This window comes from Halomonas sp. HMF6819, assembly GCF_044335525.1.
Lineage (GTDB): Bacteria > Pseudomonadota > Gammaproteobacteria > Pseudomonadales > Halomonadaceae > Vreelandella.
Map to the genome: position 1 here is coordinate 23,099 of NZ_JBIQVY010000001.1, position 12,741 is coordinate 35,839.

Annotated in this window: 11 protein-coding genes; 10 read left to right on the forward strand and 1 reads right to left on the reverse strand. The window is 61.6% G+C overall.

The features are described from left to right. Positions 1 to 29: 29 nt before the first annotated feature. From ACGLWX_RS00115 to acpS, 10 genes are all read left to right on the forward strand, one after another. Positions 30 to 788, forward strand: coding sequence for a sigma-E factor negative regulatory protein (locus ACGLWX_RS00115; RefSeq protein ID WP_396236344.1), 759 nt, complete (start codon positions 30 to 32; stop codon positions 786 to 788). Between the two features lie 115 nt (positions 789 to 903). Further along, the gene (locus ACGLWX_RS00120; protein ID WP_396236346.1) at positions 904 to 1,875 is read left to right on the forward strand and encodes a MucB/RseB C-terminal domain-containing protein; all 972 of its coding nucleotides are present in this window, start codon (positions 904 to 906) and stop codon (positions 1,873 to 1,875) included. Positions 1,876 to 2,050: 175 nt separating this feature from the next. Continuing rightward, on the forward strand, positions 2,051 to 3,466 hold the full coding sequence (locus ACGLWX_RS00125; protein WP_396236348.1) for a DegQ family serine endoprotease: 1,416 nt from the start codon (positions 2,051 to 2,053) through the stop codon (positions 3,464 to 3,466). Positions 3,467 to 3,714: 248 nt separating this feature from the next. Continuing rightward, positions 3,715 to 5,529, forward strand: a complete 1,815-nt coding sequence (lepA, locus tag ACGLWX_RS00130) for a translation elongation factor 4 (RefSeq protein ID WP_396236350.1) — start codon at positions 3,715 to 3,717, stop codon at positions 5,527 to 5,529. A gap of 15 nt (positions 5,530 to 5,544) precedes the next feature. Further along, on the forward strand, positions 5,545 to 6,348 hold the full coding sequence (lepB, locus tag ACGLWX_RS00135; protein WP_252108554.1) for a signal peptidase I: 804 nt from the start codon (positions 5,545 to 5,547) through the stop codon (positions 6,346 to 6,348). Positions 6,349 to 6,388: 40 nt separating this feature from the next. Beyond that, a complete protein-coding gene (gene rnc, locus ACGLWX_RS00140) occupies positions 6,389 to 7,084 on the forward strand; it encodes a ribonuclease III (RefSeq protein WP_396236352.1) in 696 nt (231 codons plus the stop codon). After that, entirely contained in the window at positions 7,081 to 7,980 is a 900-nt protein-coding gene (gene era / locus ACGLWX_RS00145; protein WP_396236354.1) for a GTPase Era, read from the forward strand. Before rnc ends, era begins: the two co-directional genes overlap by 4 nt. 11 nt (positions 7,981 to 7,991) lie before the next feature. Next, a complete protein-coding gene (gene recO, locus ACGLWX_RS00150) occupies positions 7,992 to 8,693 on the forward strand; it encodes a DNA repair protein RecO (protein WP_396238136.1) in 702 nt (233 codons plus the stop codon). 94 nt (positions 8,694 to 8,787) lie between these two features. Next, positions 8,788 to 9,597: a pyridoxine 5'-phosphate synthase gene (gene pdxJ, locus ACGLWX_RS00155; protein WP_396236356.1), complete on the forward strand. Its 810-nt coding sequence runs from the start codon at positions 8,788 to 8,790 to the stop codon at positions 9,595 to 9,597. Positions 9,598 to 9,599: 2 nt separating this feature from the next. Beyond that, entirely contained in the window at positions 9,600 to 9,977 is a 378-nt protein-coding gene (acpS, locus tag ACGLWX_RS00160) for a holo-ACP synthase (protein ID WP_396236358.1), read from the forward strand. Positions 9,978 to 9,985: 8 nt separating this feature from the next. Here the strand turns inward: acpS and ACGLWX_RS00165 are convergent, their stop codons facing one another. Continuing rightward, complete coding sequence (locus ACGLWX_RS00165) at positions 9,986 to 12,691, reverse strand: ATP-binding protein (RefSeq protein WP_396236360.1); 2,706 nt, start codon at positions 12,689 to 12,691, stop codon at positions 9,986 to 9,988. Positions 12,692 to 12,741 lie beyond the last annotated feature (50 nt).

Consider the following 12,741-nt stretch of genomic DNA (forward strand, 5'->3'; position numbering starts at 1 on the left):
GTTTTTAAACACAGCGTGAGGGTGTAAGTATGAGTTTGAATACACGGGAATCACTGTCGGCATTGATGGATGGCGAAAGCGAAGAGCTGGAGCTTCGCCGCGTGCTCAAGTCACTGCCCGAAGAAGCGGGCGCTGCCGAATCCTGGCGCCGCTACCATTTGGCCCGCAGTATGATGCAGCGCGAGCGCTCGGTTGACGTGAGCCTTGACCTCTCCGCCGGCATAATGGCACAGCTTGAGCGCGAGCCGGCGCCGCATCTCGACGCGCAGCATGAGAAGTCTAGCGTTGGAACTCTTGCAAAGCCCGCCCGCGTTTCGTTTGCTCGTGGCGCAAGCGTGGCCGCTGCGGTGTCATTGATGGTCGTTACCGGCGTGCAGTTTTTGAATAGCGATGGCGGTGTGTCGACCGGCACTCAGGGAGCCAGCGATTTGGCCGCGGCGTCTTCAAACGCTGCTGCTCAGGTGCAGCCGGCAAGCTTGGGTGGTGCCAACGCGGTGGCGTCTTCTGACGTTCCCATGTTCGAGCCAACCGCGTTTCGTGTGAACGGTCAGTCCGGTCGCAGTGGTTTTATGAACGTGAGCGAATCCGGCTTTGGCGCTTCGACGCCAGCGGTGTCCAACGCGGCTCAAACGTTCTCTGCCCCTACCAGTGCTATTGACGCCGATCAAATCAACCTGCTCCAGTCCTACCTCGAGCAGCACGCCCAAGGCGCCGCCGCGGGTAGCGGTGACAGCTGGATGCCGCTCATGCGCTCATCGTCCATCGTAGAGCCGCTCGGTCAGCGCTGAGCGATTAGCATGACCAGCTGTTTATAAAGCATCAATATCGATAGCGAGTTGAGGGTGGGGAATGATCGTGAGGTGTGATGCAACGCCGTGGTTTAAAAAAGGGGCGCTATGCGCAGTGACGGTAGCAGTGCTTTCGCTTTCATCGACCGCTCAGGCAAGTAGCGACATCGATCGATCGCCCACTCCGCCCCCATCAGAAGAGAATCGCCAGACCTGCTCCACCCCGATTTTAACCCGGACGCCGAATTCCATCGACGAGTGGCTTATCCGCACGATGCTGGCAAGCCACTGCTATGAATATCAGGCCCGCGCGGTTTCCATCAACAGTATCGGTGTACGAACGCTGGCGCTTTCGCATCGCGTTCAGGACGGGGTGCGCCAGCAGGTCGTGCAACATCTGGATGGCCCTTCCATTAGCGTCGAGCGCCGCTCTCAGGCCGGCAAGCTGGCTTGGGCACTTCCCGGCGAAAGCGATTTCGATATCTCGATCACACCCCGTGCTTGGGCCGAACACGTCGAAACTTACTACGATGTATCGCTCGAAAACGAAGAACGGGTTGCGGGACGTGTGGCTTCCAGGCTGCGTTTCGAGCCACACGATGACAATCGCTACGCCCACACCTGGTGGGTCGACGAGGAGACCGGCCTGTTGCTCAAGCACGAGCTGAGCGATACGCAGTCCCGCGTGGTCGAAACCTTTCAGATGACCCAGCTTCAATCGCCGTCGCTTTATGAAGGCCCCCTCATGACCGAGCAAGGCGGCTCACTGACGGACCCGGACTGGGACGTCAACTGGCTTCCCGAAGGCTTTGTGGCGCAACCGGCGCAAATCACCAGCAGCAATCCCATGGCGCAGCGCTTCTACAGCGACGGTCTTTCGTCGGTGAGCGTATTTGCCGCGCCGGCGGGTGACCAGGCCCTCGAAGCGGGCGCGTATACGTTAGGGGTGTCAGGCATCGCGATTGAGTTGGTCGATATCGAAGGCAAGCGCTGGCAGCTCGTAGCGATCGGTGAGCTGCCGGCAGGGCAGGTGCGCCGCATCGTGCAGTCTATCGAGTTCGGCGCATCTACCCCTGCCCACGGCTAAACGTACGCCTGCGCCCGACATTTATGTATCGCCCAGCCTATTTCGAGACGCGGTAAAGCGGTTAGCATGCAAATGGAACGTTTTTTACGGCGGTGAGTCTTTAATCTGCTTGATGGCTCGATGAGCCGAATCCCTTCCCAAGTGTGATTGCTGTTTGAACGAGGAGCTTTATCCCATGAGGCGTTCGGTTGTTTCCTACTCGCTTTGGCTATGCATGACGGCGCTACTGATAATGGGCCAATCGGCCTACGCGCAGAACCTCCCCGATTTTACCGCGCTGGTCGAAGACGCTGCCCCGGGCGTGGTCAACATTTCAACCAGTCGAACGGTCCAGCGAAGCGGCGCCGAGATGCGCGGCTTTGGCGGTCAGGACATTCCCGAGATTTTCCGCCACTTCTTCGGCGACAGCTTCCCGACACCGCCTGGAGAGCAGGGGCGCGGTCGCAGCGAAGAGCGCCAGTCTCTGGGCTCCGGTTTCGTGATTAGCGCCGATGGTTACGTGCTGACCAACGCTCATGTGGTGCAGGATGCGGACGAAATTCTCGTGCGTTTGAACGACCGACGTGAGCTTTCCGCCGAGCTGATCGGCAGCGACCAGCAAACCGATGTGGCGCTTTTGAAAATCGACGCCAACAACCTGCCGGTACTCAATCTGGGCGACTCCGACGAGCTTCAGGTTGGCGAGTGGGTAGCGGCCATCGGATCGCCTTTTGGGTTCGACCACTCGGTGACCGCGGGTATCGTCAGCGCGATCAATCGTACGCTGCCGCGCGATGCCTACGTGCCTTTCATTCAAACCGATGTCGCGATCAACCCGGGCAACTCTGGCGGGCCACTTTTCAATCTCGAAGGCGAGGTCATCGGCATCAACTCCCAAATTTTCACCCGCAGCGGTGGCTTCATGGGCCTCTCCTTCGCTATTCCGATCAACGTGGCGATGGACGTGGCCGACCAGTTGCGTGAGGAAGGCCACGTCAACCGAGGCTGGCTGGGCGTCATGATTCAGCCCGTCTCCCGCGATCTGGCCGAATCCTTTGGCATGGACGATGCTATCGGCGCGCTCGTCGCGGATCTGGACCCGGAAGGCCCGGCGGCGGAAGGCGGCCTTCAGGCCGGAGACGTAATCGTTGGCGTCAACGGTGAAGAGGTGGATCGGTCCAGCGCTTTACCGCGTCTGATCGGCCGCGTTTCTCCGGGAAACGACGTGTCGCTGGCGGTCATCCGCGACGGTGAAGAGATCGAACAGACCGTTCAACTGGGGAGCTGGCCGGAGTCCGAGCAGGCAAGCGCCGCGAATGGCAGCAACGATCAAACCCGTTTGGGCGTGAGCGTGGGCGAAGTAAGCGAAGAGCTGCAGGAGCGTTTGAACATTAGCGGCGGCGTGGAAGTGCGCCAGATCGAGGCGGGCAGCGTTGCCGCTGACGCCGGCATTCAGTCAGGCGATGTCCTTGTCAGTGTCGATCACAAGAGCGTCGGGTCTGCCGAGGAGCTTGCAGACATCGTCGAGTCGCTGCCCAACGACCGCGCCATTCCGGTGCGCCTCTACCGCGATGGCCGCTCGCTGTTCATCGCGCTGCGCTTGCAGGAGTAAGCGGCTTTACTCGGAACACGCCGAGTAGATGCCATTTGCTCGTCAACGCCCCGGCCCGCCGGGGCGTTTTGCCACCTGCGGTTTGACCGCCTGGCGCGTTCAGCGTGTTAGCCGGGCGAGCGCGGCGCAATGAACATGGCACCCGCGTCTTGCTAACGGTACAATGCTGCCAATTATTCATTGCACGTTGCCGTGTAATTTTTTTGTACTGTACAGGGCTTCGTACATACCCCGGATTGCAAAGCGTAATGTCATCAGAAAATACTAGTAAAATTAAGCATATACGAAATTTCTCGATCATTGCTCACATCGATCACGGCAAGTCTACGCTGTCGGATCGTTTGATTCAGACCTGCGGGGGCTTGACCGACCGCGAGCTCAAGGAGCAGGTGCTCGATTCCATGGATATCGAGCGCGAGCGGGGTATCACCATCAAGGCGCAGTCGGTGACGCTTGACTACACCGCCGCCGACGGCAGCGTCTACCAGCTCAACTTCATCGACACCCCCGGTCACGTCGATTTCTCCTACGAAGTCTCCCGCTCGCTCTATGCCTGCGAAGGCGCTCTGCTGGTCGTCGATGCTGCCCAGGGCGTCGAGGCGCAGTCGGTAGCCAACTGCTACACCGCCATCGAGCAGGGCCTCGAGGTGCTGCCGGTGCTCAACAAGATCGACCTGCCCCAAGCAGACCCGGACCGCGTCGGCCACGAAATCGAAGAGATCATTGGGCTCGACGCCACTGATGCCTGCCAGGTCTCGGCGAAAAGTGGCATCGGCATCGACGAGCTTTTGGAGCGGCTGGTGCGTGACATTCCGCCGCCCAAGGGCGATCCGGACGCGCCGCTTCAGGCGCTGATCATTGACTCCTGGTTCGATAACTACCTGGGCGTCGTATCGCTGGTGCGTCTTTTCGACGGCACACTCAAAAAGGGCGACAAGATTCGTATCAAGTCGACCGGGCGCGACTGGAACACCTCGGAAGTCGGTATCTTCACGCCGCTGCGAAAGGAGACCGGCATGCTGCGCGCCGGCGAAGTCGGCTTCATCGTTGCCGGTATCAAGGAAATTCACGGCGCGCCGGTCGGTGATACCATCACCCATACCAAATCGCCGGACGTGGCAAGGCTGCCCGGTTTTCAAAAGGTCAAGCCCCAGGTCTATGCGGGCATGTTTCCGGTCAGCGCCGACGACTACGAGGATTTTCGCGACGCGCTGGAAAAACTCGCGCTCAACGACGCCTCGCTCGATTACGAGCCGGAAAACTCCGACGCGCTGGGCTTTGGTTTTCGCGTCGGCTTTCTGGGCACGCTCCACATGGAGATCGTTCAGGAGCGCCTCGAGCGCGAGTACGACCTCGATTTGCTGACCACCGCGCCCACGGTGGTGTACGAGCTCGCGATGAAAAACGGCGACGTCAACTACGTCTCCAACCCCTCGAAACTGCCCGACATGGCGGATGTCGACGAGATGCGTGAGCCGGTGGTGCGGGCGAGTATTCTCGTGCCCCAGGACTACGTCGGCAACGTGATCACCGAGTGCGAGCAGCGCCGCGGCACGCAGCGCGACATGCAGTTTCTGGGTAGCCAAATCCAGCTCACTTATGAGCTTCCGATGTCGGAAGTGGTGATGGACTTTTTCGACCGGCTCAAGTCGATCTCCAAGGGCTATGCCTCGCTCGAGTACAACTTCGAGCGCTTCGAGGCGGCGAAGCTCGTGCGGCTGGACGTCCTGATCAACGGTGACAAGGTCGACGCGCTGGCGGTGATCATTCACCGCGATCACGCCCACTCCCGCGGGCGCCTGCTGGTCGAGAAGATGCGCGAGTTAATTCCGCGCCAGATGTTTGACGTGGCGATCCAGGCGGCTATCGGCGGCCAGGTCGTGGCGCGCTCCACCGTCAAGGCGCTGCGTAAGAACGTCACCGCCAAGTGCTACGGCGGCGATGTCAGCCGTAAGAAAAAGCTGTTGGAGAAGCAAAAGGCGGGTAAGAAACGGATGAAGCAGGTCGGGCGTGTGGAAATCCCTCAGGATGCCTTCCTTGCTGTGCTCAAGGTCAACGACTAGGAAGACGACACCCTCATGGATTTTTCACTACTACTGGTACTGGCCGTCGCAATCACCGGGGTCATCTACCTGCTCGACGCCCTGTGGTTTCGCCCGCGTCGCCGCCGCCGCCTGAATAATGCCGAACAGGCCGCCCAGGGCGAGCTCGATGCCACCACCCGCGCCAAGCTCGAAAAAGAGTCCTGGCCGGTCGATTACTCGCGCTCGCTGTTTCCGGTGCTGCTGGTCGTGCTGGTAGTCAGAAGCTTCATCGTCGAGCCGTTCCAGATTCCTTCCGGCTCCATGCGGCCAACCCTCGAAGTGGGCGATTTCATTCTGGTCAACAAGTTCGCCTACGGGTTGCGCCTGCCGGTGATCAACGAGCGCTTCGTCGAAGTAGGCGACCCCGAGCGTGGCGATGTCATGGTGTTTCGATTCCCCGACGAGCCGTCAGTAAACTTCATCAAGCGCGTAGTGGGCCTGCCCGGCGATCGCGTTCGCTACGAGGGCAAGCAGCTCTACATCAACGGCGAGCCGGTCGCTAAAACGCTGATCGAGGAGGGGCCCGCCGCCTCGCCGCAGCAGCTATTATTGAATGAGCGGCTGGGGCCGATCAGCCACGCAATTTACAACAATCCTCGCGACCCGGGCCCGCAGATGGGCGAAGTCATCGTGCCCGAGGGCGAGTATTTCATGATGGGTGATAACCGCGACCAGTCCAACGACAGCCGCTACTGGGGGTTCGTGCCGGAGGAGAACATCGTCGGGCGCGCCTTTGCCGTCTGGATGCACTGGGACGGCGGACTGCCCAGTTTTTCGAGCGTAAGGCGAATCGAATGAGTCGCACCGCCCAGGTCAACGTCGAAGACGTAGGAGCATCGTGAGTAATTCCCTGAACGCTTTTTGCCGACGAATCGGCTACACCTTTGGCGACGAGTCGCTTCTGGAACTGGCGATGACCCACCGCAGTTTCGGTGGGCGCAACAACGAGCGCCTGGAGTTTCTGGGTGACTCGATCGTCAATTTCGTCATCGCCGAGGCGCTTTTCGAGCGCTTCCCCCAGGCCCGTGAGGGCCAGCTTTCTCGCCTGCGCGCGCGCCTGGTCAAGGGCCAAACTCTGGCAGAGCTTGCCCGTGAAATGGCCTTTGGCGAGTGTTTACGGCTGGGCTCCGGCGAGATGAAAAGCGGCGGGCATCGGCGCGAGTCGATTCTGGCCGACGCGGTCGAGGCGGTGATTGGCGCAATCTACCTCGACGCCGGTATGGACGCGGTGCGCGAGCGCGTACTTGCCTGGTATCGGGAGCGCCTCGAGAGCACCTCGCTTCAGGATACCCAAAAGGACCCGAAGACCCGTCTGCAGGAGTTTCTACAGTCGCGTCAGGCGGCGCTTCCACGCTATGAAGTCGTCTCCGTGAAAGGCGAGGCCCACGCTCAGACCTTTACCGTCGAGTGCTATATCGATCTTTTGAGCGAGCATACGACCGGTAAGGGCCCCAGCCGTCGTCACGCCGAGCAGCAAGCCGCCGAACAGGCGCTCACCCATCTTGAAAAAACTCCCGGAGATCCCGCGTCATGAGTCAAACCTGCGGCTTTGTGGCCATCGTTGGGCGGCCTAACGTAGGCAAATCGACCCTCATGAATCGTATTCTGGGCCAGAAGGTGTCCATCACCTCCCGGCGCCCGCAAACCACGCGCCATCAGGTCATGGGCATCAAGACGATCGACGAGACCCAGTTCATCTATGTCGATACCCCGGGCATGCACATCATGTCCAAGGATCGTAACAAGGCGATCAACCGCTTCATGAACCAAGCAGCTACCCAGGCGCTGCGCGACGTCGACTGCGTGGTGTTCATCATAGACCGCACGCGCTGGACCGAGGAAGACCAGGCGGTGCTGGCGCGCTTGGAGCACGTAAAGGCGCCGGTGGTGCTTGCGGTCAACAAGGTAGACCGTCTGCAGGACAAGGCCTCGCTACTGCCCTGGCTTGAGGAGGTCGGCGCGCGTCGCGAGTTTGCCGCGGTGATTCCGATTTCCGCCAAGCACGGCACCCAGGTCGAGGCCCTGGAAGAGGAGGTCGCCAAACACCTGCCGGAGAGTATTCACTTCTTCCCGGACGATCAGATCACCGATCGCAGCCTTCGCTTTATGGCCGCCGAGCTTGTGCGCGAAAAAGTCATGCGCCAGCTCGGCGATGAGCTGCCGTATCAGATGACCGTCGAGATCGAAGAGTTCCGCGAGACCGAGCGCGTCACTCACATCAGCGCCCTGATCCTGGTCGAGCGCCAAGGCCAAAAAGTCATTTTGATCGGCGAAAACGGCGAACGCATCAAGAGCATTGGCCGTGAGGCGCGCCTGGACATGGAGCGCACCCTGGGGACCAAGGTGATGCTGAACCTGTGGGTGAAGGTCAAGCGCGGCTGGTCCGACGACGACCGGGCGCTTAAAAGCCTGGGCTACGATCTCGATTGAGCAAGCCCGCCATGGCCGAGCCCGCGTTTTTGCTCCACCGGCGGCCTTACCGCGAAACCAGCGCGCTGGTGGATCTGCTGACGCTGAACCACGGGCGCATTCGGGCGGTGGCCCACGGCGGCCAGCGCCCGGGCTCTAAATCTCGCCAGCGTCTGCAGCCGTTCACGCCGCTGTTCGTGGCCTGGCGTGGTGATCACGAGTTAAAGCGTCTGACCCTGATGGAGTCGCGCGGGCAAACGGCGCTGCTGGTGGGGGAAGGGCTTCTTTGCGGGCTTTACGCCAACGAAATCGCCACGCGTCTGCTGCCTTTGGAGCTCGCCGCCGAGGAGGTATTCGCCTTCTATAGCGCGCTGCTCGACGCGCTGCCCCAGCCGGCCGGGCGGGCACTGGCGCTTCGCCGCTTCGAGTGGGCGTTGCTTGATGCGCTCGGGGCGACGCCGCGCTTCACCACCCCGGAAGGCGACGCTCTCGACCCTCAGGGGCGCTACCGCTTCGAGTCGCAAAGTCGCGCTTTCGTAGCCTTTGACCGGGGCATTGAAGGCCGGGCGCTGCGCCTTCTCGACCAGGGCGACTGGACCCCGGACGGGCTTTCTGGGGCGCTCAAGGCGGTCATGCGCGCCGCACTCGCGCCGCACTTAGGGTCAAAGCCTTTGCGCTCGCGCGAGCTGATGGTAGATCTGGCCCGGCGCCGCGTGAAGCAGGGCGAGTCCTGAACACTCCCCGGTATTTAGCGCTTTAAGTTCTGGTTTTTACAACGTCAATTTTTAACCGACGCATTCACTTTCGGATCACGCACTGGAGAGCGCCATGCACCCCCCGCGGATTTTACTCGGTGTCAATATCGATCACATCGCCACGCTCAGACAGGCCCGCGGTACGCGCTACCCGGACCCGGTGCAGGCCGCACTGCTGGCAGAAGAAGCCGGCGCTGACGGTATCACGGTTCACCTTCGCGAAGATCGCCGCCATATCCAGCCGCGGGACGTACGCCTTTTGGCCGAGGTGCTCAATACGCGCATGAACCTGGAAATGGCGGTGACCGAGGAGATGCTCACGCTTGCCGAAGAGCTCAAACCGGCCCACGTTTGCCTGGTGCCGGAAAAGCGTGAGGAGCTGACGACCGAAGGTGGGCTGGACGTGGTGGGCGGCTTCGATCAAATTCAAATCGCCTGCGAGCGTTTGGCCCGCGCCGGCTGCGACGTATCGCTGTTCATCGACCCGGAGGTTGAGCAGATCGATGCCGCGCACCGCGCCGGGGCGCCGACCATCGAGCTGCACACCGGCGCCTTTGCCGAAGCGGTCATGGGCTCGCAAGCCGCCAACGACGAATATGCCCGGCTCAACGCTGCGGCGATCCACGCGGTGTCGCTGGGGCTGGTGGTCAACGCGGGCCACGGCCTTCACTATCATAACGCCGAAGCGATCGCCGCGCTTCCCGGTGTCAACGAACTGAACATCGGCCACGCCATCATTGCCCGAGCGCTGTTCGTCGGGCTCAAGGAGGCGGTGGCGGAAATGAAGCGTTTGATCATCGCCGGTCAGGAAGCGGGGCTGATGGCCGCGCTCGATGAGCACGATCATGACCATGACCACGCGAACGGCTGCTGCGGGCACTGAGCATGATCGTTGGTATCGGGTCGGACATTGCGCGGATCGCACGCTTTGACACTGCCGTGGCGCGTCACGGTGAACGCTTCGCCGCCCGCATTCTGGGCCCTTTGGAGCACGAGAACTGGGTGAGCCGACACCGCTCGCCGGCGTATCTGGCAAAGCGCTTCGCGGCCAAGGAGGCCTTCGTCAAGGCGCTGGGGCTTGGCCTTCGCGCCGGGATGCAGTGGCGCGAAATCCAGGTACTCAACGACTCGCTCGGCAAACCCGTTCTCGAGCTTGCCGGCGAAGCCAGGCGGCTTTTCGAGCAAAGCGGTGCCCAAAGCGCCCACGTGTCGATCAGCGACGAGGCGGAGTACGCGCTCGCCTTCGTCGTGCTCGAGTGCTGACTGGGCGATCAAACGAGCATGAAGCGCTGGGCGCTCAGCGCCCGGATTTCGTCGAGCAGGGCCATCGCCTGCGCCTCGAGCGCTTTTGAGATATGGGTCGATTCATCGAAATCATGGCGGTGAAGCGCTTGTTCGAGCTCGGAGGCTGCCTCACCGAGTGCCGGGGCGCCGCAGTAACGACAGGCGCCGTTGAGCGCGTGAACCGCTTCGAGCAGCGCTTCATGATCGTTCTCCTCGAGGGCCTGCTCGATCTGCGCCTTGCTTTGCGTGAGACTATCGATCAAAAGCAGTAGCTGGCGCTTGGCGAAAGCCTCGTTTCCACCGGCCCGGGCAGCGCCTAGCGCCAAATCGAGCGCGGGCAGTGCGCTACTCGTTTTGAACTTGCCGGCCTCAATCACCTCATCGACCGGCGGCGCTAGCCTCATGCCCAAAAAGCGTTGGGTCAGTTTCTCCAGCGCGGCTTCGTCCACGGGTTTTAGCAGCACATCGTCGAGGCCTTGGGCGAGCCAGCGCTGGCGCTGGTGATCCGGTACGTGAGCGGTGACCGCAACGATCGGGCAGCGTGCCCAGGTACCATCGATCTGGCGAAGCGCCCGACTGGTCTCAATCCCGTCGAGCCCCGGCATGCGAATATCCATCAACACCAGATCGAAGTAGCGCACCCGCGCGTAGTCGAGCGCGCTATGGCCGCTGTCGGCCAGCGTCACCTCCAAGCGCTCGCTTTCCAGCAGCGCCTTGAGCAGCATGCGATTCGCGGCGTTATCGTCCACGATCAGTACGCTGACCGGCCCTGTCGCTGCGAGCTCGTCCTCGAGTTCGTCAGCCGGTGTGGTGCTGCTGGGAAGCAGTGTTTCAAGTGCCGCGACCATCCGGTGGCGTGTTAACGGTTTGCTGACGATGTCACCGCCAAATGGCAGCGGCCATTCGGGCAGGTCGAGCTGCGCGCCGAGGGCCAGAATCAGAGTGGGGCGCTGGGCCTGCTCGATCACTGACTCCCAGTACTCCCTGCGCGGTGCGACGAAATCTTCCGGGGTGAGCGCCAGCATCAAAAGCGCCGTGTCATCGGTGTCGGTAAACGACACCGGGCGGGCGCCCCAGTGGGTCAGCCAGTTTTCCAGCATCGCGCGCGTGGTCGGGTGAGGCTCGTGCAGGCGCACCACCGCCTGGTTCAAGTCGAGCGGGGCTCGCGAACTTACCGCGCTGTGGGCGCGCAGAGGGAGCGTAAATGAGAACCGCGCGCCTTCACCCAGTGCGCTGTCGATCGTAATGTCGCCGCCCATGCGCGCAATCAGCTGACGGCAGATGCTCAGGCCCAGGCCACTGCCGCCATACTCTCGCGAGTGGCTGGGGGAGGCTTGGGTAAAGGCATCGAACAGCCCGTGCTGCTGCTCGGCGCTAAGGCCGATCCCGGTATCGCTGACGCTTACGTTGAGCACGACATGCTGGCCTTCTTGCTGCGCAAGCTCGGCGCGCACCACCACGTCTCCTGCGCTTGTGAACTTGATGGCGTTGCCGATCAGGTTGTTGAGCACCTGCTGAAGTCGCATCGGATCGCCGCACAGCGGGGTGGGGATATCGTCGAAGGCAAGGCCCAGTAGATGGAGCCCCTTTCGTTGAGCCTCCGGTGCGTTCAGGCCAATGACGTCATCGACTACCGTCGCCATATCGAACTCCACCTCCTCGAGGCTAAGCTGATCAGCCTCGAGCTTCGAGAAATCGAGCACGTCGTTGACCAGTAACAGCAGGTTGTCGCAGCCGCGGTGGACTTGGCGCAGCCATTCGAGCTGTCGCTTGTCGAGCTCGGAGCGCCCGAGTAGGCGGCAAAATCCGATGATGCCATTGAGCGGCGTGCGGATTTCGTGGCTCATGTTAGCCAGAAACTCGGACTTGACCGCGTTGGCCTTGACCGCGCTACGATGCGCAAGATCCAGTTTGATGCTCTGCTCCTCGACGGTTTCCATCGACTCACAAAGCTCCTTGGTAGCCAGTTCGATCTGGCGCTGCATGTCGCGCTGAAAATGCTGGAGATGCTCGCCAACCTGATTGATGCTTTGCCCTAGCGCGTCGAACTCGGCCGCTTCGTGCTTGCCTAAACGGCGCTCGTAATCGCCGTGGGCAAGGCGAAAGAGCGCCTGGTTGGCGCGCTCAATCGGGCGAGTGAGATAGCGGCGCATCGCGCGCCATAAAAGCAGCAAAAGGGCGCCCAGCGCGGCGCCGCCCAGGCTCAGCAGCGCCAACAGCCGGTAGCGCTCCAGGGTCAGCGTGCGGGTGTCGACTTCGGCTTCGAGCCAGCGGCCACTTCCGCCGACGCCCGCCCCGTCGTTGCCGTGATAGACCGATAGCGGAACCTGCAAGCGCCAGATGTTGCGGTCTTCGATGAGGGTGGTGGTGCGCGGCACACTGAGCCGCTGCGCGGCCAGAAGCGGGCGCCCCAGTACCAGTACTCGGTTACCTTTTTCGTCGAACAGCGTCAGCGCCCGCAGATTCTTGTACTCCATGAGCTGGCGCGCCAGGCGCTCCACGCGGGGTTCGTCGCCGTCGCTCAGCGCATCGTTGAGCCCCGGCGCCAGCACTTCACTGGCGCTGACCAGTTGCTCGGTAAACAGGCGCTGCTCGGTACCGGCGTTGTGAAGGAGTAGTAGCGCGGCCATGGCGGCGTAAATCACAAGCGGAATGCCTACTAAAGCCAGCAGCGTACGCGTATTCAGGGACATGAAAGAAACTCATTGATTCCGTGGGTTGCCTGTCCAGTCACAGGCAGCCT

What these genes read in the sequence shown, in the direction of transcription:
- ACGLWX_RS00125 (WP_396236348.1), top strand. Translation starts at nt 2,051, where the DNA reads ATGAGGCGTTCGGTTGTTTCCTACTCGCTTTGGCTATGCATGACGGCG.
- ACGLWX_RS00165 (WP_396236360.1), bottom strand. Translation starts at nt 12,691, where the DNA reads ATGTCCCTGAATACGCGTACGCTGCTGGCTTTAGTAGGCATTCCGCTT.
- lepB (WP_252108554.1), top strand. Translation starts at nt 5,545, where the DNA reads ATGGATTTTTCACTACTACTGGTACTGGCCGTCGCAATCACCGGGGTC.
- acpS (WP_396236358.1), top strand. Translation starts at nt 9,600, where the DNA reads ATGATCGTTGGTATCGGGTCGGACATTGCGCGGATCGCACGCTTTGAC.
- era (WP_396236354.1), top strand. Translation starts at nt 7,081, where the DNA reads ATGAGTCAAACCTGCGGCTTTGTGGCCATCGTTGGGCGGCCTAACGTA.
- recO (WP_396238136.1), top strand. Translation starts at nt 7,992, where the DNA reads ATGGCCGAGCCCGCGTTTTTGCTCCACCGGCGGCCTTACCGCGAAACC.
- ACGLWX_RS00115 (WP_396236344.1), top strand. Translation starts at nt 30, where the DNA reads ATGAGTTTGAATACACGGGAATCACTGTCGGCATTGATGGATGGCGAA.
- lepA (WP_396236350.1), top strand. Translation starts at nt 3,715, where the DNA reads ATGTCATCAGAAAATACTAGTAAAATTAAGCATATACGAAATTTCTCG.
- pdxJ (WP_396236356.1), top strand. Translation starts at nt 8,788, where the DNA reads ATGCACCCCCCGCGGATTTTACTCGGTGTCAATATCGATCACATCGCC.